The sequence below is a fragment of the Flavobacterium sp. 11 genome (assembly GCF_002754315.1).
In the GTDB taxonomy this organism is placed as follows: Bacteria; Bacteroidota; Bacteroidia; order Flavobacteriales; family Flavobacteriaceae; genus Flavobacterium; species Flavobacterium algoritolerans.
Genome location: NZ_PEFE01000001.1, coordinates 3,687,052 through 3,713,858, shown reverse-complemented (window position 1 = coordinate 3,713,858; position 26,807 = coordinate 3,687,052). Strand labels below are relative to the sequence as shown.

Here is a 26,807-nt window from a genome sequence, read left to right as displayed (position 1 = left end):
GGTTTCCGTAAAAGCTGTTATTTGCAGAAAAAAATAATATAGTTATTCTAATAATGAGGATTTTGAAAAGGTAGCTTTTTAAGGAGAAGACTTGTCAAATTATATTAAACCATTCTAAAATTGTGTTTCCTATTTCTTTGTCTAAGGTTTTTTTATCCGAATCAAAAATAGAAATTTTACTTATTCCGCATTCGTGATGTGCTGTTTCTGTTATTTTATTAAAAGGAATAAAATCCTCTTTTGTAAATGTTGTAGTATTGGAAGGATACAATAACATGGCTTTAGTAGATTTCCAATAGTCATTGTACACATACATTTGGCGTAAATCATCCGTTGAAGGTTTACTGCCATTTATGTTTTTCCATTTAGTATCAATAATAAAAGTTTCGTCTTCTTTTTCAATAACGATATCTGGACGAATGGTAATCCCATTCCAAAAAGGTTGTGATTTTTGACCATGAACAGCGACATTTAAATCGTTGTTTTTTGCTGCTTTTTTCAAGCAGACTAACACATATTCTTCCCATAAAGAATTCATATCAAAAAGTAAGGCCAACATATTTTCCTTACCACTGGACACATTGGGTGCAAAGTTTAAAATAATTAATCTTGCAATCTCCAAAGCCATTTTATAAGGAGCTGTTTTTCGGGATTTAGGTATCTTAGCAAAAGTCGCTTCATTTGCCTTAATTGTTTTTACTTCAGGAAAATCCAGTTGAACGGACTTGCATTTACTGTACAAATGATTTCCTTTCGAAAATTGTTTAATAATGCATAAAGCTTGTCCTAAAACCTGATGTACTAAATGGTCTTTTTCATAGACTTGATGTGTAGTGTAAAACCGCTCTTTATGAATTAGATTTTTTTGAATATGACCTGCGAACTCTAATTTTCCTTTTAATGCTTTAACATTATTCGTCTCTTTATAATATTGCTTAATCAAACCTTGGTGAATAAGTAATTGTATTTCATTAAGATACCATTCAAAATAAATATCCAGTAAATGAATGTTTTGCTTGTTGACATTGGCATGACCCACATTATCCACTTTTAGTTTTTTGGTAGCTCGTAACATTTCTATTAAAACACCTTGCCAAACTTTCTTGTCATCAGATGAATGATCCGCTTTTGGAAGAATCTCAATACATAAACCATCAATTTGGACTACGCCAACATATTGAGCAAACTTAATGCCTTTATGGACAACCGTAAAATACTTGTTATCGTGAAGCTCATTCAGTTTAGCCAATGCATTAAAATGCTTTTCTTTAAACGAAACAGCGTTGTACTCTCTGCCATAATAGAGCGTTTGATGTTCAAAAACCTGTATTTTATTTATGGGTTTAGACATTGCGGTTTAATAACAAATGAACGGCCCCTTCTATATCTTCTATTTTGTCAATTAACTCAAATTGAGTTCCAATATCTGGAGTATTAATATCATTGAACTTAGCAAACTTTACCGTTTGATTCTTTTTTACACGGACAAAACCTTCTCCTAATATCAAAGCAATTTTTTCATAATCATGATAAAAATATTCCTGCAATAATGGAAAGATATTGTTTTTGAAAACCGATTTTAAACTTCCAACGTCTCCGTTTCTTATTTTTAAAAAATAAGAATGACCAATAGTATGATCGCGATCTAATAAAACTTCAATTCTTTCATTAATGGTTTTCAATACCTCAGCTAAATTAAAACCATTAAATTCGATCTCTTCTAATAGTTCAGGATTAGGCATAATTTCTGAAAAGGAAAAACGTCTGCGTAAAGCGGTATCCAAAGCTTCTACACTTCGATCTGCCGTATTCATGGTACCAATGATATAAAGATTAGAAGGAACTCCTAATTCTCTTTTAGAATAAGGCAATTTTACTTTAAGTTCGTTAGTAGAACCCAATCTTTTATCGTCTTCAATCAAAGTGATTAATTCCCCAAAAACAGCTGAAACATTTCCCCGATTTATCTCGTCAATAAAAATTGCATACTTGTTTTTCGGATCCGATTCTGCTTTAATACAGAGTTTTTTAAATATACCGTCTTTGATTTCAAAAGCGACTTCGGTTTCTCCTTCATCTAATCTCGGTTTTATACCTTCTACAAAATCCTCATAACTGAATGACTGATGAAAAGTAACGAAGTCATAATTCTTAATTAAGGTATCATTACTAGGTTTGTAATTTTCACTAATCGCTAGAATTTTTTTTCCTTCAGGGTAATAATCTTCTAATAATTTTTCATCTATTGTCCATAGCGAATCTTCACTTTTTGAGAAGTATAATGGTTCCGATCTGTTACTCACATTCACAAAAGGGCATTCCATTACAGTATGACTTTGCAATTGTCCCCAAATGGTTGGTCGAACTGTTTTTGAAGAAGATAATTTTTCTTTTATTTTTATTAATTCATGATTTACGATATCATTTACCTTTGTCTTACCAAGATCAAGAACAGCAATACTTATTACTTGCCACCACGTTAAATCAGCAACAACTGATTCTAAATACTGTTCTCTTGTTAAGGCAGTTTCTCTTATTGTAAAATTATCAAAATGGGTGTTTTGCAATTCAAAGGTTTTTCCTGTTCCAGGAGGACCGTAAAGGATTTGGTTTAGAGGTTGAATGATTCTATTATTTATTGTTCCCATGTCGATTCCACTTTTTATACTATTGAGATCTAATAATGTTTCATATTGTTCTCTTATTGTAGTAAAATTAGTTCCCTGACTACCACCTTTGAAATCTTTAAAAACATCATCATTTTTGATGGTTTCCCAAAGAACAGGGTTGTTAAAATAGTTGTGCTCTATCTCAATTGACACACGATTATTATCAACTTGTTCTGTTGATTTTAGGTAAAAATCCATTTCTGAATTTTCTTCTTTCCTATAAGTGACAGCAGAAGTTACACGAGCCAGAGCATAACAACCTGAATTTTGCCCTGTTAACCACAAAATTATTTTATCCCCAATTTTGATTTTGTCTTTATGTGCACTAACAGTCCATGTTTTTATAGCATTAGCTTCCAATGCAGCAATCATGTTATATATTTTGGGATTACCTTGAAAAACCCAATAATTAATTGTCTTCTGTTGAATAAATCTCTCTTGCAAAAATTTCAGGTAATTATTATTACCTAAAATTGCTCTCGGTTGATCATTGGAACGCTCCTTACTATAAATAGCAAAATCGCTATTTTTATCATAAATATTTTCTTTTATGCTTTCAAATTGAGTTTTAAAATTTATGGTATCAATAACGAAAAGTTCAGTATTGAAATTTTCTTTATACTTTGTTTCATTTAATTCCAATTCATTTAAAAGCCGCTCCTTTTTTGCACCAAATTGCTTCGAAAAATAATTACTTTTTTTACCATCATTAGAAATAATCCAGTCTGCAAATTTTTCCTTTACATTTATTAAGTCTGCCGTTTCCACTATCTTATTGACTATTTCAAATCCTTCTTTTTTTAATAATTGAAAAGCAGGAGTATCAATGCCACCTGAAAAAGTATTAGAATCAAGTTCTTCCCCTGTTGCAAATCGATTAGCAATGCTAATAACTAATTTTGGAGGATAGGGTTTGTCTTCATGGATTACATCATAGGTACTGGAATGTCTTCCGGATCTAATTCCCTGTTTGTCAATTTCTTTAATTGCAGCTAGTATGTGCTCTTTTTTGATTTCGTTCATTTGATGTTATTTACTACTAAAAGCTTGAAAAATTAATTATACCTGTAACAATTATAGCATTCAGGTTTAGACATCGTTGTATTCTCTTCTTTACCACACTTGTGGCAAACATTCTCAATGTAATCATAGTTCTCCCAAAAATTCCAATTTGAAAAACAATCAGTACAATAAGGTTTTTCAGGGTTGCACTTTATTTCATCTTCACAACGAATACAATAACCCTTATGTTTATTTTGTTCTTTTGACTTTGGTTTTGAATAATTATTTACTTCTTTAACATAAGTTTTTTTTGCTTTTATTTCATCAGCTGAGCCAATTATAGACATGGTTTCTTTTACTGCACTTTCATACAATTCTTTGTCATTTCTTCTTTCAATAAATATACCCATTTCTCTATTGTTTTGTTCCGAGAATTCATACATATTCATTGAGGTAATAACCATTTCACTTTCATTAAAATAGCATTTTGCATGCAGATTTTCAAAAAAATACAACTGCATGTTTTTCAATGTTTGTAAGTTATTTAATTGATCCTCTTTTAAATTATTTTTACCATAAACAATTTTAATGTTTACGCCCCTTTGTGAAGCGTCCTTCAATCTTTCTAAAAATGTTTTAGAGATTTGTAAATAAGGAGAAACCAAAAATAATTCTTTTGTTGCCCCAATAATTATATCTTCTAAATGATGGGATGTACCTTTTGTTGTTAAAAATTTAGCCATTTAATTTCTACCCTGTAATTAATATATTTTTTTATTTTTCTTCTTATAAAATCTTTATGTAACAAATAAAATAATCCAATTCTGAACTTTTTAAACCTTTTCTAATGAAAAAGTAAAGTTTGCATTAGCTTTATGTTTGGTCATTTACCCATGTACGCTTGTTTTTCGTAGCCTTTTTAGTCTAGCATAGTTATTCTTTTGAGTTACATAAAACTCTGTTCTAATCCCATTTGTCTAATTCTATCCAACCACTCAAAAATCATAGTTGAATTATATTTTCTATTACCAAATGCATCTTTCTCTTTCTCCATTGCTATTGCCATTAGCGCATATTCATTTTCTAATGAAGTTGAAAATATCCCTTGGTCATCTGTATTTATTGAAACAGACAGTTGGGGACAATCTTTTATTAAATCGGGAGACGTTTCTAATCCAAGATTGAAAAATTTACTAATTGGATGTTTTGCATATCTTTTGAACGTACCAATCAAATAATTAGAAGTTGGATTGCATTCAATTGCAATATTTTTAATTTTTATGTCATGCATCATTTTTTCTTGGACAGCCTCAACTAATAACATATAATCATGTGTGACCTCAAATTGCTTTATCAATTTACCGTCTTCCTTTATTTTTGGATTAAAATGATATTGTTGATTTAAAAACTTTACATCAATATTTTTTCTTGTATTTTTTGATTTAGGATATTCTTCATTTATGCGACATCTTTCCCAATAGGTTAAATTTATTTTTTCATATACATCTGTATCTAAAGTGTCTATATATAAATATGGATCATCACCTCTTAATTTCCAAGCGTCATGATATATTGTTTGATGAAAATATTTATTTTTAAATTCATTTTTTTTATCAAAATTATCTTTATACAATTCTGAAAATAGATTTTCATATAATTTTTCCAATCTATTCACTTCATTTCTACAAATAGCTATTCCAAATTTTCTAATTTTAGCAAGTAACCAAACCGTATTGTCTAAAACGATTTGTTTTGGAAGCATTAATTTATGTTTCTTAAACTGATAATACTCTTTTGCATCTATTCCTAAAGCTAAAGCATGTCCAATACGGTCACCCTGCGTAAGATTTAGAAAAATAACACATTCATCAATGGCTCTTAATCCATCAACTAAATCATAGAAGTCTTCTCCAGCGTGATACGTTGCATATATTTTATGTTCACTCACCACTTGTTTTAAATGATTTAAAGTGCCTTTTAATTTGTGATTTTTTAAATATCTAAAGCCCTGTGCAAATACTTCAGGTGATGCTGCAAATTCACTTGAAGCTGCATCAATACCTCTTATAGATTCAGAGTATTTTATGTTTTTTTCTCGTAATGTACTTATAGCAATGGATTGGTTTTTAATTTCTTTCCTCAATTTAGAATGCCTGCAAGTGACATAACTTGAAATACTTGAAACTTTTAATTTATCTTCTTTTTTAATATAATGTATAGTATAAAAATGCTTTGGTTTTTGATTCAATTCGGAAGTAACTAATTCGGGTCTAAATTCCTTTTCTGATTGAATAGCATTTTTTTTTAGTGTTTTATTATAAGAGGCAATACTTTCACTTAATTTACTATATTCCTCTTTTGGTGTTATACGTACTTCAAAAGAACTTATTTTACTATGATTCAAAGTGTCGTTAACTGCAAGGTTCACAAATGCAGTATGGTAAATGGAATGGTCTGGAAGAAATAATTCCTTTCTGTCTTGATATTTTGAAAAATTTCCAAAACCTATTTTGTCATTCACTTGAATTAACTCAGCTCTAAATTGTGCTTTTATCAATAAATAAGTATGAAATAGATGATGGAACTTTTTGAAATCTTTATCTTGATTATATATTTTTTTGAAACAATCATACATTAATTTGCGTTCACCATAAAATATATACGAATGCGATAAGTTTTGAATATGAATGTTTTTGGGTATAGCATAATCAATTACTTCTGTATTTTTAAAATGCTTGAACCTGTGTCCACAATCTTTTTTATTTAAACCTATTTCTTGATTTAATTCATTCAGTTTAATTATTAAATCGTTTGAATTTATATTATTTGAATCTTGAGTTAAATCAATATCTAGTATTGGATTTAAATTGTTAATATGATTGAATAATTTTGATCTAATATATGCAGCTTTGTAAACTAATACTTTTAATGTTTTTTTTGAAGAATTGGAAGAATTGGAAGTCTTAGTAAGTAAAGTCATTTCTTTTTCTAAAGCAGTAAATTCCTTTTCAAAATGATTAACATTATTCATTAAGTTTATCCAACTCAAATCAAAAACAGGTCCTGAACCTTTCAAATGAAAATGATTTTCTGCTAATCCTTTTTTTAATAAAATTCGCAATCTTTTATTGTTGGAGAATGCTGTTGGTCGCCATGAGAAGAAATCTCTACCTCTTTGTGAAACACTATCTGTATAGGCAAAATGAGAGCAAGTCAATAAATCCTCTCCAACATAATAGGATAAATCACGCCATTTTAATAAATGTTGGTATTCTATAAAAGGCTCAAGATTTTCTTCGACTACTACTTTGGAATTAAAATGGGTCAGAATATTAAAAACCGATTTTTTTTTGACTTTATCATTTACCAAAAACCAATCAGTTTCTAACTTGATAAATACATTTTGAATTTCATCCAAAGAATAATTAGAAAATGAATGAAGTCCATTTTCTAAAAAACTTTGCTGACCAATATAGTCTTCTTCGTATTTTGCCCTTAATACTTTATCAGGACAATAATCAGCAAATAATAAGCGTATTGATTTACGAAGATTATCCATTTGCGATTTTCAATAATAAGCTGTAAATATTGTTAAATCCACTATTAAATTGTCTATCCATTAGATTTCTGTATTTTTTTAAATCTTTATAAACTTCAATATCTTTTTCAAACACTTTAATCAAATTATTTATTGCTTGTTTTGTTCCTTGTTGACTATTTTTAGAGTTTTTGTCAAAATACTTAGCGTACTTTTCTAATACAAGGTTAGCATTTTCTATAGTGTTTCTATTATAAGGCTGATTTTTATTTATTCTATTAAAAACATTTTCAATTATATTATTGCAATCAGTCTCATTTTCAAGCCAGAATTTAAATATAGGATTATTGATCATTACATCATTTTCAATATGATCCAAAAATTTATATTTCAATTTTAATTGGTCAAAACAAAAAACAAAACCTTTGAATAAATAATCATTAATAGTTTTTGAATAACTTATATGTGGTTCTCTATAATTTGTCGTAAAATCATCAAGTTTATCAAGAAATTCTTTTACAAATTCAATATTTGTAAACAATATTTTCAATTCATAATTATTTATGCTCCAATCCTTACATTCATTGATGAATTGAATAACATTATTATTATTATTATTATTATTATTATTATTGTTATTATTGTTATTTAGAAAATCATAATTATTTGCTTCAAGTATAAAAATACTTACAAAAGGGTATAGTGGCGAAAACATTGCATTATCATAGATAGAAAATTTTCTTATCCTTTCAAAAATTCTTTCATCGGTTAACCTGTATTTTGAATCATATTTACCTAAATATGGTAAAAAATTAATTAGCCAAATTTTTTGCAAATCATTTAGTTCATTATGAAAAGGCTTCAAATTAAACTCAAAAAAATCTCTTCTTCTTCTTCTTGAATCAGATTGGATTACAGGGAAAACTTCAAAGTTATCATTAACTAGACCACCTTTAAATAAATTTTCTTGAATTGAAGAATTTGCTTTTAAAAATCTTAATGATGTATATATTTTTAAATAATTTATAAATTTTCTACTAATATGGTCGTTTATATCAAAGCTTTCCTCTAGATATTGAAAACTTAAACAAATATCAGATATTGAAATGTTATTTGGATTTTTAGCTTTAAGTATATCTGTTTCAATTTCCGAAATACTATCATCACTCAATTTTAATAAACTATTTAATAATACAACATTAAAAATAAGATCGTTGCAGTCTTCAAGTCTTTTAAAAATACTTGTTTTTTCATTATTAAATTCTGATGTGACTCTATTTCCAAGATACCTAATGAATTTATTCAAATTATCATCTTCACTTTTAAAAGGACTCATTAGTTCATGATATCCTCTTAAAGTATTCGGAATTAAATCGTTGTAAAAAAAATCTGGTTTACTTATGAACAGACCTATTTTCTTATAGATAAAATCAAAAGTTAAGTCTTGTATGTCCTTCCCTTCTGAGAGTATTAAATCATTAAATTTTAAAATCATATTTAAAACATTTTTAAGTTAGGTAATTCTAGTCTTTTCTCAAATGGCAATATTTTTTCAATATATTTTTCTGTTTTATTAATTAACTCAATTTCTGTTAACTCATTTGATTTGTATTTGATTAAATTATCAAATTCTTTGTAATAATTATTTAAAACAGATTCTCTCAATTGTTCAACTTTACAAGCTATTAAAATAATAATTTTACTTTGAATTAATAACTGACGAATATCTTCTAACATTTCATATGTTTTCGAAATATTCAAATCAAAATCATCAATTGCAATTACTAAAAATTCTTTATCTTCAAAAGATTTTAAATATTCCGTAACTAAATCTTTAAAACAATCTCTTAAATTACTACTCGTTGCTAGCTTACTTAGAGCTTCAATAGTTTCAAGTTTATATAATTCTTTTCTATCAGAATTTATTATTTGAAGGTTTTCAAATACTTTTTGAAAACGAGAAATTAAATTTCTTCTTACATCTTCTGAAATGTCTGAATCCTTTTCTTTTAATTTATCTTGAAACTTGGAAAACATTTTAGCTAAAATAATTTCAAATAAACTTTCATTTCCCTTGAATAAAGAGGGATCAATAATATCAATTTCAGCAAATTTATTATTTCGTAAAATTTCAAAGGTTGACTTTAATGATTTATCGTCAAGTTTTTTCGCGTCAAAAAAAACTTTATGTTTATTTTCATCTTTATTATTTATCAATGCATTTCTAAAAGAAATCATTGATGAACTTTTTCCTTTACCTCTTTCTCCAGTAAAAGCTATTATATTATTAAAATCGTCATATTTGTTTTTACTATTAGATTGATTAATTATTTCAACAACATTTTCTGCAGCATTGATGTAAACATCTTTAAAAATAGAATTATGAAAATCTTTTCCCTCTTCAATTTTTATTCTGTATTCTTCGTTTAAATTAATTGTTAATGTTGACATATATTATTTTTTATTTTTTAAATTCAATTACTCTCCCACACTTACCTGACTATTCATCAACAAAGGCAACAATCGATCTAGTAGTTTTTTTTAAGATAATTGGTGGTTTACAGCACACACTCAAACACCCCAATTACTTTCAAATTACTCAACTCATCTTCTGCAAGTATAATATCTTGATATTCTATATTATCTGAAAGAGGTTTTAAAATAATTGACTCATGAGTCCATACTTCATTCTCCATGTTTTTTTTACTTCTATATTCTTTTACAGTATATCCAGAACCAAAATCAAGGTCTTGTATATTTGTATGTTCCGCCAATACTATTTTTCCATCTCTAGATCCACCTGAATATTTTCTAAACATACAAATTGAACCGTTTGGAATTATTTTATTCATAGATTCACCAATAACTTTGCAAGCAAATAAATCTTGTGAAGGTTTAGAAGTGTTAGGTAATGCAATCCATTGACAATCATTTACAGTTTGTAATTCACTGAAGTTTCCTGCAGCAACCTTTAAGTCATATAGGGGAATGCTATTTACATAAGGAATAACATCATGATCTTTTAAAAATACTGTTTCTTTTTCAGTCCTATATTTTGGAATAAATTGAGAAAAATAGTCTCTTAGGTTTTTATCGCAAACGTATACGTAAGTGCCTCTAATGCCTCTAAGCATTATGGTCTTGTAAATATTTAAGATGAAATTTTTTAACTCTTCTGGATCAACGATAGATTGTTTTCCATTTATATCATAATAGTTTTCTTTTAGAATTTTAATTTGATCTGTTGCCTTATCATAAGTAATTTCATTTCCAAAAATTATTCCTGTATAGTTTAAATCATAGCCTTGGGTAGTATGAATACAACCCACTTCATCTCTTGATTTTTCAGAATTAACCCAATCAATATTTGTACTGTTCCATTTTAGCCTAGTATTTTCGATTTCAATATCATAGTCTTGCTTAGCGTCTTTTTTATTAGACACCCATGGCCAAGAATATCCCGCTACTACTCTAGACAAGCCGTTTTCTATATCTCTAGATTTTATTTCGCTTACAATGTCTTCAATAGAATCAAAAAGGATAAGTTCATAATCTTTGGAGTTAAAAATAACATCAGAATTAGTCAATTTACATTTTAAAAGATTATCAATATAATTGACATAATCATTGCCTCCTCTTGCTCGAAACTGAGATTTTAAATATTCTGTTTTGGTTAAACAATTTACTTTTAGTTTATCGAAATCTTCTTTCTTTACATCTGATGGTTTTATTGATTGATTTTCATCATAAAAATAAATTGTACTTTCAGATTGTTTCATTATCCAATCTAATTCACTGCAAGTATGTTTGTTTAAATTTAATTTTTCACAAACAACATCAAATGCTCTAAAATAAGCACCCAAATTAACACGTCTCCTTAATCGGTGCGACTCGTCTACAATAACAATATCAAAAGTATCTTTTACGATTTCTGCGGGACCAATTACCATATTGGCATTTAATCCTTTAATATTTTTAAAAACTTTTTTTAAAGTAGTTCTAAAAGATGACATTGGAACAACTAATGCCATTTTGGGGTTTGGAAATTTTCTTTTCAATTCAAAGACAATTTCCATGAATTCAAATTCATCATTTCCGAATTCCTCAAAATTAAAATCCTCATTTGTAGTATTAAGTAACTTAAATAAGAAAATAGCTAAAATTGTTTTTCCAGTTCCTGCACCACCTTCAATAATAATATTTTTATACGTATTATCCAGAAGGTTTTTCATAATAACAAGTAGACCGCTCTTTTGTTCTGAGGTTAAAGTTTTGTATGGTGAATATTTAAATAAATCAGAATTATCAATATAATTAATAGGGTGTTTAGCTATGCCAGCTGCTCTTAAGTTATCCCAAATGGATTTGAAAATATCCCAATATACTTCTTTCTTTTGGTAGTAATTATGATTCGCTAATCCAACATTTCCATTAATTAATTTATATTGTCCATCTCCAGAAATATATTTAATGAGATTAGATTCTATATCTAATGTTGCAGATTTATTAAACTTTTCACTTGAAATTAAATGTACTGCGGAGAGTTTATTTTTTATGTTATTCTTTAAATGGCTGCTCATTCTAGCATATGCATCTGTAGTTTCACCAACATAAGCTTCATTTACATTTCCATCACTTATAATATAAACAACAGGCCACAAATCTTTGACATAATGTATATTATTAAAATCATTTATGAGGTTGAAATCAAAATTAAATTTTTTAATAGAGAAAGGGTTTTGACTCATAGTTCATTATATTTTGTCGAAGTGCCTTTTGCTTTATCAACTGGATATTTTAGAGCATTTTTTTTAATTTTTTCTGAAATGATATCAAAAATATCCAAGTCGTGCTTTTCTGCTAATAAAAAAGCAAAAGAGAGTACATCAGCAAGTTCTTCTTTTAACTTTTCGTGATTTACATTTTCAACTTCACTATCCTTTTTCCATAAAAAAAGTTCATTTAATTCCGAAGCTTCAAGTGAAATGGCAAGTGCTAAATTTTTTGAATCATGAAATTGTTCCCAATCTCTTTCGTTCCTAAATTGAATTAATTCATTTATTACTTTTTTGTACTTATCCATAACATTCAAATTGTTTTTATTAGATGTCCAAACTTAAGAATAATAAAAGTCTTACACAATTTCTATTAGACGAATACTATAATGAATTTGCTATATAATAAAAAAAATATTATCCATATTTCACAACATATTAGATACCGGTTGACTAATTCTTAATTCATTTATACAAATAAATGATGTTTTATGAGATTTTACTATACCTGTTTTTGATAACTTTACAGGAAAGCCGTAGATTACCGATTCAATTTTGTTTTAGAATGATTGATTATCGAAATAAGTAATCCTATTCCAACAATTAAATCCACGATATTCCAAATTGTTCTGCCCAAAGCTATTTTGATAAATTGCTGAAATAAAATGGATAAAGCAATATAGATTAGCATCTCATTTTTGTGGCCAGTTAGTCATATTATCTAAATGTTCTTGAAATGTAATAGCTTGAGGAATAATTACCACTTAGGTCTTCTGTAGATGAATAACTTTCACCACAAGCAGTTGCAGTGACCCTATAATCTCCACTTTTTATTGAGATACTTCTTAGTTGGTTTTGTGGAATTGATATCATTCTAGAATCGATTCCGCTATATCTAACAATCAATTCGCAAGAAGTATCATTTTTTATTGATACTTCAGAAATACCAGAATTTGATTCACCAACTTTGTCAGAATTTGGCATTTTTCCTGTATTCTCATCGCTAAAAATTTGATCTACTTCTAAGTCAATTACTCTTGCTTTTAATTTTTCAATATTTTCATGATCTGGGTTTTTTTCAATAAAATTTTCTAAGTCATGTATAGATGTGGTTTGTATAACTTCTTCAAAAGTCAATTCTTTAATTGGTTCTTCAATTATTTCTGACGACATTGTGACTGAATCAGCAACAAATTGATCCACAGCTGTAGCAGCAGAATCAACCGCAATTTCGTTATCATATTCATATTTGGTTTCTTTGCAAGAATAGCAACAAATAACTAAAAGTAGAATTATTATTTTCATTATGTTTAAAATTAAGATTAATATTTTTTGCTTTTTATGTTTTAATGGTAAAAAGGGGTTTCAACAGCAGGGGCAAACCATCTTAAAAAATGCTCGAAAATGGTTATTAATGAAAATACCAATGTTAATAAAACTAGTCCTTTAATTAAAAAATAACCCACATTGTCTTTTTCAATTTCGATACTATCATTACGATTACCAATTGAAAATTTTATGATAACATGAACAATGTAATAGGCTAAGAATGTAAATAAGAAGCTAAAACCAGTGAAGATCGCTATTTGCTCCATTACTGCTACAAATGTGTTATTAATTGATTTATCAGCAATTATTAATTCAATTGAATTTTCGACAAGTTCTAACGCTACTTTTAAAAACAGGATAAAAGATAGGAGCAATGATCCAAACCAAATGGAATAGGAAGTATTAATTTTTTGTTCTGTGTTTGTTTGTATTTTTAATCTTTTTGCTAAAAATTGAATTGCTATCAGCATTAGTGCGATTGCAACAATTCCTACTATACTTGTAAAAAATAAACTTTGTTTGTCCATGTTATTTTGATTTTAAGGAGATTCTCCAGTTATTTAAATTTGAAATTTTATTTGATATTATTCCGGGTTTGCAATTGGGGGTTGTTGTTTCCCACATCACATACCTATTCTCGTTATAATTATAAGCAGTACCGTTTATGGGTAAATTTATTCCTAAAATGGAATGTCCATAAAATTCACTGCTTAAAACTGCCACATCATAATTGTAATGAGCGAATATAGTATATAATAATACTGTTCTCGAATCGCAATCCCCTTTTAGGCTTGCTAAAAATTCGACAGGTGTATTTATTCCAAATCTTTGATTGCCGTCGCATGATGCGTTTGGGTCTAAAAGATATTGTCGAGTGAAAGTATCATTGTACAAACTGGCGTCACATCTTTTATCCAATATTAAAGCATATGGAATGTCCTGAATAAAGGAGACAACCATTTCTGCAAATTTAACTTTAGAAAGTTTGTTTGATTTATTGATACTATCAAATAATTTATAAACACCATTCAATTTATTTTTATCATTTTCTTTTAGGCTGTATATGATTTTATCATAGCTATCGATATTATTTTGCGAAAGCGGTAAGTTGTTTTTATGGTATGTAGCATTTTTTAAATCACTTAATCGGAGTTGGTATTTGCCTTCGTATTTTTTACCTTCATAATCTTGCCAAATTCTATATCGTGTTATAAGAGTGTCATTTTTATTTAATTGATTACTTGTCGTATCGATTATTGTAGATCTTTCCTCAACTACTTCTCTCGGTTTATCTACAACGACCGGAGTGGGGATATATCTCTGAGACCCTTGATTGAATGTATTTATTAATGAACTGATGAATCCTATTAAAAGAAGCACACCTATGACTCTCAGGATCCATTTTAAATATGGAGCTAAAATGCTAATCAGAAACATAATGATAAAGAAACCAATAAAATAAAGTATTCCAGGAAGAATAGTAATTAAAAACAGCAGTCCTAAAATCAAACCTATTATTCCAATAATAGATGAAAAGCAGCCTTGATCAGGTCCAGTATTTCCTTTTTTGTATTCCCAGTTTCCCCAGGTTTTATCATCGTGATTTTTACAATAATATTCACTTCTGGTATAATTTCCTTTAGTTTGGGTTGCGCCGGTTTTAATATTTGATGCCTGGCAGGTTAAAGGTTTTGGAATTGGAATCGGATCTACGATTACGGGCCCAATTATTGGTCCTACAATTTCTTCAACAATTTTCTTTTCATAATCAAAAACATAACCCGTTATGAAGGCATTAAAAGTCCCAAATACATCATCGCCGTCAGTTTGATGAAATTTACGAACGATATCAAATTCAAACAACTGCGGTTCTAATACATTTACACCAAATGATTTTTCATTTGCTATAATTGCCACAGGCAGTGTTGCTGGTAATTTTTCTTTTGGAAAAACGGTCCCTTTTATTTTTTTTTGATCGCCTATATTTTTAAAATCATTAGGAAAAACAAAAGGTTTGTTCTTTCTAAAATCTTCTATTGAATTACATAAAACTTCTGCTTCATAGATTTCAAAATCAAATAAATCAGATTCATTGCTTATTCTGTCCCCTCTATATTTACCAGTAATAGTTCCTTTTAAATATGTTTTTCGTGGAGTCGAAATTTCTTTCGTGACTTTGTTATAATCCAAACCATCCTCTCCGATGAAAGGTTCTACTTTTATTATTTTTTCAAGAATATCATGCATAGTAAAAAGTAGATTATAATTCTTGGTTATAAATAAAATCTAATAAACTTTCTTCGTTATTAGAAATAGATGTAGGTGTGTTTTTTCTTTTTGTTCTGAATGGGGAATCAAGCCAATACTCGTACTTAATCATTAACTCATTTTTGTATTCATCTGAAATTCGTTGAGAGATAGTATTATATTTGTTAAGACTAACTTTTTTAAGTTTTTCTTGTAGATGAGATAATCTATCGGATGATGTTTTGTTATATTTTTTAATATTTGATGTCAATATTTCCGAAAATTTACTTTTTGTCTCATCATATTCCTCCAGAATTATTTTATGCTCTATAAGCATTCTCTGAAAATAATAATCGGAGGTATTTATACTTCCAATATTGATTGACTTTATTTTATTTTCTAACCATTTATAATCTTTTGTATGAATGAGTTCTTCTCTTAATTGTTTAATATCAGATTGATTATTTGGGTTTTTATAAAATAAGCTAGTAGATAAATCCCGAACTTTATATTTGAAATAAATGGGTAATAAAAAAGTTAAACAAACCAAGATAGTGATGAACCATGAAACAGGGTTTTCAATCAGTAATAACTGAATTGTTTTGATATAAAAATTACTTTTATTTAGTAAATCGTTTAATGCATTGTAGTTGTCTGTCTTCTCCGTAATCAGATTTATTAAATTGTTCTTATAAGTAATGTAGTCCTCTTTTAAACTACCGTCAATTGATGTTGAGTTGATAGTAGCAATAAAATCAGCATCTGAAGCTAATTCATCATTTAATAAATTATCAAGCTGGTTTAGAAGCTTCTTTTTTTCTAACTCAGCCTTATCGGTTAAAAATAAATCCGAATCAATTGTATTGAGATGCTTTAATTTCTTTGAAGTGATTATTATGAATTGATTGTCTCTTTCAATTTTACTATTAATAATAGCTATTTGAGCTTTGGTTGTACTTGCCAAATCTTCATTCAACCTGTCTAGTATTTTTTGGTTAAACTCTTTTTGATTAAGAAGTTCGTTTTTAATTAACTCTTTATTCGTTAATGCATATAACTTAACTCTTTCAACTATTTTGTGTTTTTCAATACTACTTTCTACTGTTGAAGAAATCATAAAAACGTTTAATGGCTGTGCAATTATTATAGCTAACAGTGCCATAAAACCCAATCTTAAAAACATAGATAAAGATGGGATATTAATTGTTTTTTCACTTTTTTGAAAACCGTTTTTACTTTTGGTAGATAACGGAATTATAGCAGGAGAAATAGTATGTAGTAATAGTAAATACATATTCACAACCACAGCCCCCCAGATTATTCCTATGGGAAGGCTTGCCCATTTTGCCCCCTCAAATAAAGAATAGGCAAAACAAGTAGCACTGAAAAGACATCCGGAAAAAATTAATAATACAAAAAAACCAATGAGAGCAAATCTTGTTTGGATTTTAGCGCTACATTTTTTCAATATATAATTATCTTCTCCTGAACATGTAAAAAGAAAAAGCCGTATTTCGTTAACTGCTTTGTTCATCCGTCTTAATGGTTTTTATATATTCCTCCAAGTTCTCATCAATTTTTTTCATCTCTCTTTCTTTGTATTTTTGAACTGCATATTCGGTAAGCTCCTTCTGAATCTTTGTGACTTCAATTTTTTCAAAAATTAATCTTTCTGCTTCATGGTTTACAGTGAGGTGCTTTTCTACTCCTTGCTTGTCCTTGTAATAATCATATTTTACTTCAATTCCATATTCTGCTTTAATGAGTTCATCTCTGTTTTCTGCTAAATAGTCATAAGTAGTCTTTGTTAACATCAGTTTGAAAAAGATTGGTGTTAACTCAATTGCCATAAAAAGTAATGTGATAAACAAGGATATCCAGAAACCAGCAACTTCGTGTGCTATTTTTATTCTTTCCAATAAACCATCAAGACCGTTAGCAATTTTAGTATTATCCGCTCTTGCAATTTCTTTTTCTATCCTTAAAGCTTCCTTTCGTTTATTTAGTTCTTTAAGGTCTTTCCCATTTTGACTATCAAAAACGGCTAGCTGGTTTGTTAAATCATCTAATTGAGATTTTAAAGCTTTTGATAATGGTCCATTACCACCAACAATGCCTACAGCTTTCCCCATTAAATTGTCTGTATATGCCTGTTCGGCCACTTTAATTCTAACATTTAAAGAATTTCGTTCTTCAGCTATTTTTCCGAAATCAGCCGTTAAAAGTTTTTCTCGGTCAGAATACGTTTTGTCTACCTTTTTTTGATATTCAGCTTGTTGCTCTAATTGCTTTTCACGAAGTTTAATATCAATTTCAGTTTTAAACATCCTAATTTCAACCGGTTTTGATATGGTCATTGCTATAATCATTCCCATTAGGATACGTGGTAAAGCACTTTTTAATTCTCCCATCGTTATGGCTTCAGTGCCATCACCTTTCCCAGTACTGGTAACAATAAATCGGTCAATATTAAATATCATTAATCCCCAGATAATTCCAAAAAAGATTGCTGTAAAAACAGTTTGCATATCAATTGGGTTTTCAATAGCAGAACCTCTTGGCTCGAAAATAGTATAGAAAGCATATCCACCTGCAATTCCTGCCAAAGCTCCCGTTGCAAATACTATTCCGCCTAAACACATATATTTAATCTGATCAGAATATGTTGCTCTTTCTAAAAGATAACGGTCGCCACCCGCACATTTCCATAGAAATCGCATAACTGAACTTGATTTTGGTAATTGATAGTAATCTCGTGTCATATAAATTCGTTTTGGTTATAGGTATTATTGTTAATTATAATTGGTTTGTTTGTTACTTTAATTTTTGAAGCTACTAGAGATGGTTTTCGTATGTTACTGAATAAATTTGGTTGTATTAGAGCAGGAATAGTTTTTTCTACTATTTCTAATGAAAGATTTGACAAACTAGTTTTAAAACGTTGTGTATTTATGGTCAGTTGCGGTTCAAATTTCAGTTTGAAGACTTTCCTTTGAAAAAAGCCATACACAACAAGATCAAATTCAGTATCAAAATTTTTAAGATTAAAAATCTTGATTTCTTTTTCTAATGTTTTGTGTTTTCCAAATCGATACCATAATCCATTTCTAAATCTATAGTTTATTATGATTAGGCTATTATCAAAAATATATTCTGTGGAGTAGTTAAGGTAGAGTAATTCTATTTCTTTACTCTTACGAAAAAGAATTTTTAAAAAACGTCCTACAATTATTAAAATAAATTGCAGTTTTTTGAATACCAGTGTGAAATAGTGAGAAACCAAATCTTTAGATTTATTAATTAATAATTTATCTGGAAACAATATAAAACTGCCAAGAATACCCTTGATTACTATTTAGATTTTCAGTTCCTATGTAGGGTATGACACCAGGAGCTGAAGCTCTAAAGTCATATTCACCAGGATTTAAGGATATATTTTTAGTTTCATATGCACTGAAATAATATAGTTCCGTGTTCATCTTTAATGTTAACGTTTTTCGGGTGTTATTAAAAATTTTCACTTCGGATTCATAATTAGACGATTGACCGATTGGTGAAAAAACACTTTCATTACTTTTATTAACTATTTTCCCAACTTTCACATATGATTTATGCACATATCCTTCTTTATCAGTATTTATATCAATGATATTGTAGTAGTCATTATCTGTTTCAAGTGAGATAATAAAGATTTGTGTCTGGGGTTTTAAGGAGCTAATTATCTTATCAGAACTGCTGGATCCTGCTCTAAAATTTACTTGCTTAGTAATTGTGCCAAGGTAAGACTGGCTGTAAATCACATTTGAAATTAAAATAAGAAATAATAACAGTACCTTTTTTTTCATAATCAAATTATAATTGCTTGGTTGACTTTTAAACTTTTCCAAACCTACATCCAAAAACAATTCTTTCTTTACGGTTTTCCTCATTTGAAGAAAATAAATATCTTATTCAAACCTTCTCTCTATTTATTTTAGTTCAAGATATATTGCTGTGACGGTCATAATGTAAATAAACATGGTTCCAAATGATTTTACAATACCTACTTTTAGTGATATTGATTTGTCATTTAGTATAAAAAAGTGAGCTTTTTTATCCAAATCACGTTAACGTGAAATTTTTATCACGTTGACGTGATTTTTTTGTCACGTTAACGTGGTTTAACGTGATATTAAATAATTATTCCTATAATTTAAGCCATTAACAGTGTGATAATAAAATCCCGTTAACGTGATTTTTTATCACGTTAACGGGAATAAGGAGTCATTCTTTAAAAATATAGGTATCTTTCTTTATACTAACATATGAGAATAGTCTTCTGGTAATTCAGCGTCTATATCTCTTAAATATTGTTCTAGTGCAGTCATAGTAGAATGCCCTGTTATAAGCATCAGCCTACTTTTGGTTTCAAAAGGGGAGTAGCTCTTGCGTAGTTCTCGATATAACTTAGTGATAAACGTATGTCTAAAGCTATACATGCCATAATCGGCACCTAATTTGAAATGATCTTTAACGACTGTTTTAAATTTTTTTGAAAAATTATCTCTTCGATTGTTTTCTGTGGCGATCCATTCCGCCCCAATTTCATAAGGAGTGAATAAAAAATGGTCTTTATTTAATTTTGATAAATCGGGTAAGTCTTTTAGCAGAATTTCAGGTATGATTTTAATTTTTATTGCCTTATTCTTAGCTCTTACATATAGTTTTTTGTCAATAATATCTATATCACCCACTTTTAAACGGCAAACCTCAACAGGACGTAAAAAATTGTAACAAATGAATTTTATGAATAATAATAGTATAGGGTCATTTGATTCAAGATAGGAATAAATATCCTCTTGCATTTTTGGGGTGTAAGTTTTATTACGTTCCGGTTTAGCCTTTAGAATATTTATTTTCTTAATGAAGTTTTCTGGGATTATTTCATCGTTAGTCAAAACTTCAAACAAGGAACTTAAATCAATTCTTGAATTATTGCGGTTTCTTGGACTCGAATTTTCTAAAATCTCATTTAGGTATTGATTCGTAATTTTTCTTGTAATAGATGTTATGGGTTCGTTTTCATCCAAATATTTTTTAAATCGATTGATTCTTCCCTCATAATTTATATAAGAGACATCATTAAGTGATTTTTTCTTGATTTTTAATGCGTATTCAAAAGCTTCTTTAATTGACAAAACGGGTTCGTCTGATATTTTGACGACAGGTTCAATAATAGCTACGGTTTCAACAGCGGTTTGTGGAATAACTATAATAGGTTTTGTGGTGCTAGTAGGTTTGTCGTCTTCAAGTAAGGTTAAATCGGGATCGGTATAAGGATTTAAGCCTTTCTCTAAAAGATATTCCAAAGAGTCTCTTAATTGATTGAATATAATGAGTCTTTCTTTTTTGGTTTTAAAACGATTAGCACCGCCTTTTATGTTTGGCATGCGTTTTAGTTTGCCAGTTGTCTCATCAATAAATTTATAATAGATGTACCAATCCTTTGAGAGTGCAGTGTTTTGCTCTTCTTTTGATAGTTTATTCCATAAAGTAATGTCAACTCCTCCGGTATAAATTCTAGGCTCTGAATATTTTTTTGGGGTCAAAGTGTGTACTGTTTGGTGTACGTTTTGGTGTACTCTTTGTAAAAGTAATAAAATACTAGACATAAAAAAAGCGGTTTAGTGTACACTAAACCGCTTGTTTAAAGAAAATTACCTTGGTAGCGAGACCGAGATTTGAACTCGGGACCTCAGGGTTATGAATCCTGCGCTCTAACCGACTGAGCTATCTCGCCATGATTCCGGGTGGATAACCATCCCTGAATGCGGGTGCAAATATAAAAATAAAATTAATGCTTGCAAGCATATTTTTAATAAAAAAAAATATTTTTAAAAACGCTTTTTTTTCGGAGTTATATTCTATATATTTCGAAAAAAATAAATGTAGCTCATGGATCAAAAAGTACGTTACGAAATCGAGTTTCCCATAAATTCTTCGCCTCAATTATTGTATCAATATATATCGACTCCGTCAGGTTTATCTGAATGGTTTGCTGATAATGTGAATTCTCGTGGTGAGTTTTTTACCTTCATTTGGAATGATTCCCAAGAGAAAGCTAGACTTGCTTCAAAGAAAACAGGTGAAAAAGTAAAATTCAAATGGGTTGATGAGAATAGTAAAGACACGGAATACTTTTTTGAGTTGCATATTTTAGTGGATGAACTTACCAAAGACGTTTCTTTGATGGTAGTCGATTTTGCAGAGAAAGATGAGGTTGACGAGGCTACATTATTGTGGGAAAATCAAATCTCAGACCTTAAACATCTAATAGGTTCCGTATAGTAAAATAGTATTTTATAACTTATATTTGCCCTGAATAAAATTTAGGGCTTTTTTTATGATTAATTTTAATGGAACTATTGTATCTGAGGATGCTAATATATTGACACAAAACCGAGCTTTTTTATATGGCGATGCCGTTTTTGAAACGGTTAAAATAGTAAACAATAAAATCCTTTTTCTCGAGGATCATTATTTTAGGTTAATGTCTTCAATGCGTGTTGTTAGGATGGAAATTCCGATGAATTTCACCATGGAATACCTTGAAGAACAAATACTTTCTTTAGTCGCAAAAAATCAAGTGCTAAATTCTTCTCGTGCTCGAATTACCGTTTATAGAAATGACGGTGGATATTATTTGCCGCAAAATAATTCGGTATCTTTTCTTATTCATTCAATAGCGCTTGAAAATACGTTGTATTCAATTGAAAAAAAGCAATATGAAGTTGATTTATACAAGGATTTTTACATTACAAAACAATTGCTTTCGTCTATTAAAACAACCAATAAAATTATAAACATAACAGGAAGCATTTTTGCAAATGAAAATGGTCTAGATAATTGTTTGCTGTTGAACGATAGTAAAAATGTTGTAGAAGCTTTACAGGGTAATATCTTCATGCTATTGGGTAGCAAATTAGTTACACCTCCGGTTTCTGAAGGATGCTTAAATGGTGTTATGAGAAAACAAATTCTAAGTTTGGCTAAAAAACTAGGAAATTTAGAAGTTGTAGAGGAAGTAATCTCACCATTTGACCTTCAAAAAGCAGATGAATTATTTATTACAAATGTCATAAAAGGAATTCAACCGATAACACAATACCGAAAAAAAGCATTCAGTACGAATGTATCTGTTGAATTGTTAGCGAAACTTAATGAAATGATCAGTACAATTTAATTTAAGTATGGATTTTCAGGGGTATTGGACCAGATAATATATTCTCCTCCCAATTCCATGATTTGCTCTTTCCAGAAATGAGTAGCTGATTTTCCAATTATTTTATTCTCGTAGCTATTCGCGGTAATAATCCAGGAATGACTTTCCATTTCATTTTCTAGTTGGTTTTCATTCCAACCTGTATAACCTAGAAAGAATCGGATGTTATCGTTGTTAATGGCTCCTTTGTTGATTAATTCCTTTGTCGATTCAAAATCACCTCCCCAGTATATTCCATTAGAGATTTCGATGCTATTGGGAATCAATTCTGGAATGTTATGTATAAAATAGAGGTTGTCTTGTTCTACCGGACCGCCATTATAAATCTTAAATCGCGCGTCTATATCCGGAATTAAATCATGTATAGTATATTTCAAGGGTTTGTTAATTATAAAACCAACTGATCCTTCTTCGTTGTAATCAGCTAATAAAATCACCGATCTGTTGAATGATAGATCCCCAATTATCGTAGGCTCTGCTATAAGCAAATATCCTTTCTTTAGTTTATCTGTAATCATCGGAATGTGTTTTTTTATTAAATTTAAGTTTTTTATTATAATAATGCAAAATAAAATCGTTGAAACGCATAAAAAAACCTTCCAGATGGAAGGTTTTGATTATATTGGGGGAACTAAAATTAGTTTACCGCACCTTCTAATTCTGCACCTGCTTTAAATTTTACTACATTTTTAGCAGCGATTTGAATAGTTTTTCCTGTTTGAGGATTTCTACCGTCTCTTGCAGCTCTAGCAGAAACAGACCATGATCCGAAACCTACTAAAGATACTCTTCCACCTTTTTTCAAAGTTCCGCCTACATTACCTAAAAACGACTCTAAAGCCAATTTTGCTGCAGCTTTAGTAATTCCTGCATCAGCAGCGATAGCATCGATTAATTCTGATTTGTTCATAATAATTAGTTATTAATTGTTGGTTAAAAAAATTGTTAATACACAAATTTAGTAGGAAATACGTTCCTTGCAAGTGTTTTGCTTGATTTTAGTTTATTTTGTTAATAACTTATTTCTTTTGTTAATAATTGGAAAGTTATTTCTTACTAAAACCAATTAAACGCCCGTTTTTATTGATGTTAATGAGCCTTTGCTTCAGCTGAAAATGCAATTCCATTAAGTAATTCTGCCGTATTCATCTTCTTTTTGCCTGGAAACTGCAAACTTAGCACTTGAATAAATCCATTTTCTACCGCAATCTTCATTTCTTTTTTGGTACAAATCAAACTTCCAATGCTGTAATTATGATCTTCTAAAACAATTTTAGCTTCGTATATTTTTACATTCCATTCTTCATTTTTGTCCTGAATGAAACACCAAGCTGCTGGATATGGACTCAAACCTCGAATTAAATTGTTGATTTCTAAAGCTGGTTTTGTCCAGTCAATTTTGCAATTCTCTTTATTAAGTTTGTAAGCCGTTTTAATATCGGCAGTGTCTTTTTGAATAATTGTGGATACATTGCCTTTTTCAATCATCTCCAAAGTATCAATAACAGTCTTGCTTCCAAGATCCATTAATCGGTCATGCAATTGACCTGCATTTTCGGTTTCATTGATAGGTGTTTCGGCACTTAAAATCATTGCACCGGTATCAATTTTGTCATCAATAAAAAAAGTAGTCACACCCGTTTTTGTCTCTCCATTTATTATTGCCCAGTTTATTGGCGCTGCTCCGCGATAATTCGGTAGGAGTGAGGCATGAAGATTGAAAGTGCCTAACGCTGGCATTTCCCAAACTACTTTTGGTAACATTCTAAAGGCAACTACGATTTGTAAATTAGCATTCAACGATTTCAATTCCGATAAAAAAGTTTCGTCTTTAAGATTTACTGGCTGTAATAAAATAAGATTATTAGCCAGCGCATATTCTTTTACTGCTGAATATTTTAATTTTTGTCCACGACCGGCAGGTTTGTCTGCGGCAGTTATGACACCCACAACTTCGTAGTTGTTTTTGAGTATGGTATCTAATATTCCCACTGCAAATTCGGGCGTTCCCATAAAAACAATTCGTAATTTTTCCATTATGATTTTAAAGTATATTTATTATTTGGTTTAACCAAAATTGTGTTATTTTCTAATAAATTCTGAAGTGCAAAGATAACTTCGTCAGGGTTATTTTTAGTTCTGTTTTGTATGTCTCTCGAATTTAAATCTTCGGACTGTAATAAAGCTATGATTGCTGCAGAAAGTGACGTGTTGTCTTTTTTCTTGTTTTTCTTGGTAATGCAAAAGGAACAAATTCCACAATCAACATCCGTTTTTTCTCCAAAATAATTCAAGATTAGCTTGTTCTTACAAACCTTTTTTTCGGTAATATAATTCAGAACGGATTGAAGTTGTTCTTTCTTTAGTTGATTTTGATTTTCTAAATATTTTGAAACCCGGCTGATAGTTCTTTCATCTTCCCTAACTTCATTAAAAATTAATGTGGAATCATTATTTTTCGAATGGTACTCAATAATTTCTTTTCCTTTCAATTTATTTAAGACCGCTTGTATTTCAGCTTCCTTATGATTTGATTTTTTGGCAATCAATTGTAAGTTGAAAGCGGTTTGCATTTCATAAATCCCGGGATAGGTTCGCAATATTGCCAAAATAATTTCTTCGTCATTCGGATTCAAACTCATATACCGAATCACTTCTTTGGAAGGAATAAGAAATTGTAATGTAATTTTTTCAGAAAACTCTTGAGACAAATTGATAATTCCTTGTCTGTCCAGAAATTGCATTGCATTGTATGTTTTCAATGTGGGGAATTCATATTTTAAACAAAAATGATTCAAATTGAATGTAAACTGCTCGTTGATTCCTTCTCCGTAAGCTATCTGAAAATAATTGCAGAGTTTGACATACATGAGATTCAAGAACTTTTTATCTGGAAGAATATTTATAAATTGGTTTTCAGCCTGAATTATATCCGAAGGGCTTGTTAGTAAAACGGCATAGGCTTTTTCTCCATTTCTTCCGGCGCGTCCCGCTTCTTGGTAATAATTTTCTAAATTTTCGGGTAATTGAATGTGGATTACGGTTTTTACATTGGCTTTGTCAATTCCCATCCCGAAGGCGTTGGTGGCCACAATAACCTGAACGTCTTCATTCATCCATGATTGCATGTTTTTATCTTTTTCTTTGGACGAAAGTCCGCCGTGATAATACGTTGCTTTAAATCCTAACGAATTCAGTTGTGCCGAAATGTCCAGACACGATTTTCTGTTTCGAACATAAATGATAGATGATTCTGGATTTTTCTTCAGGATTTGTTCTATTCTGAAAAGTTTGTCTTCTACTTCAAAAACCATGTAGGCAATATTTTCTCTTGCAAATGATTTCTCAAAAACGTGTACATCATGCAATCCAAGTTCAGTGATGATATCTTCTTTGACTTTTGGAGTTGCAGTAGCCGTTAATGCAAGGAAAGGTACTTTTGGGAAATGTTTTTTTAATGCCGAAATCTTCAAATAAGCAGGTCGGAAATCATGTCCCCATTGTGATACGCAATGCGCTTCATCAATGGTAATTAAGTTTATGGGAAGGCTTTTTATTCGGTCCAAAATCCAATCGGACTGTAAGCGTTCCGGGGATAAATAGAGGAATTTATAATTACCGAATTGGCAATTGTCCAGCAAATCAATCATTTCTTCGGATCTGATGCCACCAGTTAATGCAATGGCTTTGATATTTCGCTTTTGCAAATTAGCAACTTGATCTTTCATCAGCGCTACTAATGGCGAAATTACCAGGCAAATTCCCTCGTTCATCATTGCCGGAATCTGGAAACATATAGATTTTCCTCCTCCGGTTGGCATCAATGCAAAGGTGTCTTGACCACTTAAAACGGAATCAATAATTTCCTTTTGCAGCGACCTGAATTTGTCGTGTTTCCAATATTTTTGAAGAATAGCTAACGCTTCTTGCATAGATTACAGATTTCAATTCGTAGAAAAAATCCCAAATTGTAACTTCTAAACTCG

Annotated in this window: 23 protein-coding genes and 1 tRNA gene; 2 read left to right on the top strand and 22 right to left on the bottom strand. The window is 29.7% G+C overall.

What is annotated here, in order from left to right; genetic code table 11:
* Positions 1-94: 94 nt before the first annotated feature.
* The 18 genes from CLV00_RS16175 to CLV00_RS16095 form a co-directional block, all read right to left on the bottom strand.
* Positions 95-1,351 (bottom strand): McrC family protein, encoded by a 1,257-nt coding sequence (locus tag CLV00_RS16175; protein ID WP_099716133.1) that lies wholly within the window; start codon positions 1,349-1,351, stop codon positions 95-97.
* Complete coding sequence (locus CLV00_RS16170; protein WP_099716132.1) at positions 1,344-3,692, bottom strand: AAA family ATPase; 2,349 nt, start codon at positions 3,690-3,692, stop codon at positions 1,344-1,346. Before CLV00_RS16170 ends, CLV00_RS16175 begins: the two co-directional genes overlap by 8 nt.
* A 32-nt stretch (positions 3,693-3,724) precedes the next feature.
* Positions 3,725-4,414, bottom strand: a complete 690-nt coding sequence (locus tag CLV00_RS16165) for a phospholipase D-like domain-containing protein (protein WP_091169286.1) — start codon at positions 4,412-4,414, stop codon at positions 3,725-3,727.
* Between the two features lie 203 nt (positions 4,415-4,617).
* Positions 4,618-7,230, bottom strand: coding sequence for a hypothetical protein (locus CLV00_RS16160; protein ID WP_099716131.1), 2,613 nt, complete (start codon positions 7,228-7,230; stop codon positions 4,618-4,620).
* Positions 7,223-8,704 carry a hypothetical protein gene (locus CLV00_RS16155; RefSeq protein WP_099716130.1) on the bottom strand — a complete coding sequence of 494 codons (1,482 nt, stop codon included), beginning with the start codon at positions 8,702-8,704 and terminating at the stop codon, positions 7,223-7,225. The genes CLV00_RS16160 and CLV00_RS16155 overlap by 8 nt, the downstream gene beginning before the upstream one ends.
* Positions 8,705-8,706: 2 nt before the next feature.
* Positions 8,707-9,660, bottom strand: coding sequence for a hypothetical protein (locus tag CLV00_RS16150; RefSeq protein ID WP_091169295.1), 954 nt, complete (start codon positions 9,658-9,660; stop codon positions 8,707-8,709).
* Positions 9,661-9,767: 107 nt separating this feature from the next.
* Positions 9,768-11,957 carry a DNA/RNA helicase domain-containing protein gene (locus CLV00_RS16145; protein ID WP_099716129.1) on the bottom strand — a complete coding sequence of 730 codons (2,190 nt, stop codon included), beginning with the start codon at positions 11,955-11,957 and terminating at the stop codon, positions 9,768-9,770.
* Positions 11,954-12,292 (bottom strand): nucleotide pyrophosphohydrolase, encoded by a 339-nt coding sequence (locus CLV00_RS16140; protein ID WP_091169302.1) that lies wholly within the window; start codon positions 12,290-12,292, stop codon positions 11,954-11,956. Before CLV00_RS16140 ends, CLV00_RS16145 begins: the two co-directional genes overlap by 4 nt.
* 233 nt (positions 12,293-12,525) lie before the next feature.
* On the bottom strand, positions 12,526-12,675 hold the full coding sequence (locus CLV00_RS16685) for a DUF6804 family protein (RefSeq protein ID WP_317614713.1): 150 nt from the start codon (positions 12,673-12,675) through the stop codon (positions 12,526-12,528).
* A gap of 26 nt (positions 12,676-12,701) precedes the next feature.
* Complete coding sequence (locus CLV00_RS16135; RefSeq protein ID WP_099716128.1) at positions 12,702-13,289, bottom strand: DUF6759 domain-containing protein; 588 nt, start codon at positions 13,287-13,289, stop codon at positions 12,702-12,704.
* 41 nt (positions 13,290-13,330) lie between these two features.
* Positions 13,331-13,840 (bottom strand): hypothetical protein, encoded by a 510-nt coding sequence (locus tag CLV00_RS16130; protein WP_091169315.1) that lies wholly within the window; start codon positions 13,838-13,840, stop codon positions 13,331-13,333.
* A gap of 1 nt (position 13,841) precedes the next feature.
* A complete protein-coding gene (locus CLV00_RS16125; RefSeq protein ID WP_099716127.1) occupies positions 13,842-15,560 on the bottom strand; it encodes a hypothetical protein in 1,719 nt (572 codons plus the stop codon).
* A 13-nt stretch (positions 15,561-15,573) separates the two neighbouring features.
* Entirely contained in the window at positions 15,574-17,094 is a 1,521-nt protein-coding gene (locus CLV00_RS16120) for a DUF4407 domain-containing protein (RefSeq protein WP_099716126.1), read from the bottom strand.
* Positions 17,078-18,322: a DUF4407 domain-containing protein gene (locus CLV00_RS16115; protein ID WP_099716125.1), complete on the bottom strand. Its 1,245-nt coding sequence runs from the start codon at positions 18,320-18,322 to the stop codon at positions 17,078-17,080. Before CLV00_RS16115 ends, CLV00_RS16120 begins: the two co-directional genes overlap by 17 nt.
* A complete protein-coding gene (locus CLV00_RS16110; protein WP_099716124.1) occupies positions 18,319-18,882 on the bottom strand; it encodes a hypothetical protein in 564 nt (187 codons plus the stop codon). The genes CLV00_RS16115 and CLV00_RS16110 overlap by 4 nt, the downstream gene beginning before the upstream one ends.
* Positions 18,869-19,489 (bottom strand): SH3 domain-containing protein, encoded by a 621-nt coding sequence (locus tag CLV00_RS16105; RefSeq protein ID WP_099716123.1) that lies wholly within the window; start codon positions 19,487-19,489, stop codon positions 18,869-18,871. The genes CLV00_RS16110 and CLV00_RS16105 overlap by 14 nt, the downstream gene beginning before the upstream one ends.
* Before the next feature lie 363 nt (positions 19,490-19,852).
* The gene (locus CLV00_RS16100; RefSeq protein WP_099716122.1) at positions 19,853-21,211 is read right to left on the bottom strand and encodes a site-specific integrase; all 1,359 of its coding nucleotides are present in this window, start codon (positions 21,209-21,211) and stop codon (positions 19,853-19,855) included.
* A gap of 51 nt (positions 21,212-21,262) precedes the next feature.
* A tRNA-Met gene (locus CLV00_RS16095) sits at positions 21,263-21,339 on the bottom strand.
* A 155-nt stretch (positions 21,340-21,494) separates the two neighbouring features.
* Here CLV00_RS16095 and CLV00_RS16090 point away from each other — a divergent pair.
* Together CLV00_RS16090 and CLV00_RS16085 are read left to right on the top strand one after the other, a co-directional pair.
* Positions 21,495-21,887, top strand: a complete 393-nt coding sequence (locus CLV00_RS16090; protein WP_099716121.1) for an START-like domain-containing protein — start codon at positions 21,495-21,497, stop codon at positions 21,885-21,887.
* A gap of 55 nt (positions 21,888-21,942) precedes the next feature.
* A complete protein-coding gene (locus CLV00_RS16085) occupies positions 21,943-22,782 on the top strand; it encodes an aminotransferase class IV (RefSeq protein ID WP_099716120.1) in 840 nt (279 codons plus the stop codon).
* On the opposite strand, the gene CLV00_RS16080 is transcribed toward CLV00_RS16085, so the two are convergent.
* The 4 genes from CLV00_RS16080 to CLV00_RS16065 all read right to left on the bottom strand — a co-directional run bounded on the left by CLV00_RS16080 (position 22,779) and on the right by CLV00_RS16065 (position 26,753).
* Positions 22,779-23,339 carry a YqgE/AlgH family protein gene (locus CLV00_RS16080; protein ID WP_099716119.1) on the bottom strand — a complete coding sequence of 187 codons (561 nt, stop codon included), beginning with the start codon at positions 23,337-23,339 and terminating at the stop codon, positions 22,779-22,781. The genes CLV00_RS16085 and CLV00_RS16080 overlap by 4 nt on opposite strands.
* Before the next feature lie 119 nt (positions 23,340-23,458).
* Positions 23,459-23,731 (bottom strand): HU family DNA-binding protein, encoded by a 273-nt coding sequence (locus tag CLV00_RS16075; protein WP_073017033.1) that lies wholly within the window; start codon positions 23,729-23,731, stop codon positions 23,459-23,461.
* Between the two features lie 179 nt (positions 23,732-23,910).
* Positions 23,911-24,858 (bottom strand): methionyl-tRNA formyltransferase, encoded by a 948-nt coding sequence (gene fmt, locus CLV00_RS16070; protein WP_099716118.1) that lies wholly within the window; start codon positions 24,856-24,858, stop codon positions 23,911-23,913.
* Positions 24,858-26,753: an ATP-dependent DNA helicase RecQ gene (locus tag CLV00_RS16065; RefSeq protein WP_099716117.1), complete on the bottom strand. Its 1,896-nt coding sequence runs from the start codon at positions 26,751-26,753 to the stop codon at positions 24,858-24,860. The genes fmt and CLV00_RS16065 overlap by 1 nt, the downstream gene beginning before the upstream one ends.
* Between the last annotated feature and the right edge of the window lie 54 nt (positions 26,754-26,807).

Bases quoted from the DNA above. Each gene is read 5' to 3' on its own strand.
- CLV00_RS16120 (WP_099716126.1), bottom strand. From the start codon at position 17,094: ATGAACAAAGCAGTTAACGAAATACGGCTTTTTCTTTTTACATGTTCA.
- CLV00_RS16160 (WP_099716131.1), bottom strand. From the start codon at position 7,230: ATGGATAATCTTCGTAAATCAATACGCTTATTATTTGCTGATTATTGT.
- CLV00_RS16105 (WP_099716123.1), bottom strand. From the start codon at position 19,489: ATGAGGAAAACCGTAAAGAAAGAATTGTTTTTGGATGTAGGTTTGGAA.
- CLV00_RS16130 (WP_091169315.1), bottom strand. From the start codon at position 13,840: ATGGACAAACAAAGTTTATTTTTTACAAGTATAGTAGGAATTGTTGCA.
- CLV00_RS16155 (WP_099716130.1), bottom strand. From the start codon at position 8,704: ATGATTTTAAAATTTAATGATTTAATACTCTCAGAAGGGAAGGACATA.
- CLV00_RS16170 (WP_099716132.1), bottom strand. From the start codon at position 3,692: ATGAACGAAATCAAAAAAGAGCACATACTAGCTGCAATTAAAGAAATT.
- CLV00_RS16115 (WP_099716125.1), bottom strand. From the start codon at position 18,322: ATGACACGAGATTACTATCAATTACCAAAATCAAGTTCAGTTATGCGA.
- CLV00_RS16135 (WP_099716128.1), bottom strand. From the start codon at position 13,289: ATGAAAATAATAATTCTACTTTTAGTTATTTGTTGCTATTCTTGCAAA.
- CLV00_RS16165 (WP_091169286.1), bottom strand. From the start codon at position 4,414: ATGGCTAAATTTTTAACAACAAAAGGTACATCCCATCATTTAGAAGAT.
- CLV00_RS16175 (WP_099716133.1), bottom strand. From the start codon at position 1,351: ATGTCTAAACCCATAAATAAAATACAGGTTTTTGAACATCAAACGCTC.
- CLV00_RS16145 (WP_099716129.1), bottom strand. From the start codon at position 11,957: ATGAGTCAAAACCCTTTCTCTATTAAAAAATTTAATTTTGATTTCAAC.
- CLV00_RS16685 (WP_317614713.1), bottom strand. From the start codon at position 12,675: ATGCTAATCTATATTGCTTTATCCATTTTATTTCAGCAATTTATCAAA.
- CLV00_RS16140 (WP_091169302.1), bottom strand. From the start codon at position 12,292: ATGGATAAGTACAAAAAAGTAATAAATGAATTAATTCAATTTAGGAAC.
- CLV00_RS16100 (WP_099716122.1), bottom strand. From the start codon at position 21,211: ATGTCTAGTATTTTATTACTTTTACAAAGAGTACACCAAAACGTACAC.
- fmt (WP_099716118.1), bottom strand. From the start codon at position 24,858: ATGGAAAAATTACGAATTGTTTTTATGGGAACGCCCGAATTTGCAGTG.
- CLV00_RS16075 (WP_073017033.1), bottom strand. From the start codon at position 23,731: ATGAACAAATCAGAATTAATCGATGCTATCGCTGCTGATGCAGGAATT.
- CLV00_RS16150 (WP_091169295.1), bottom strand. From the start codon at position 9,660: ATGTCAACATTAACAATTAATTTAAACGAAGAATACAGAATAAAAATT.
- CLV00_RS16080 (WP_099716119.1), bottom strand. From the start codon at position 23,339: ATGATTACAGATAAACTAAAGAAAGGATATTTGCTTATAGCAGAGCCT.
- CLV00_RS16085 (WP_099716120.1), top strand. From the start codon at position 21,943: ATGATTAATTTTAATGGAACTATTGTATCTGAGGATGCTAATATATTG.
- CLV00_RS16090 (WP_099716121.1), top strand. From the start codon at position 21,495: ATGGATCAAAAAGTACGTTACGAAATCGAGTTTCCCATAAATTCTTCG.
- CLV00_RS16065 (WP_099716117.1), bottom strand. From the start codon at position 26,753: ATGCAAGAAGCGTTAGCTATTCTTCAAAAATATTGGAAACACGACAAA.
- CLV00_RS16125 (WP_099716127.1), bottom strand. From the start codon at position 15,560: ATGCATGATATTCTTGAAAAAATAATAAAAGTAGAACCTTTCATCGGA.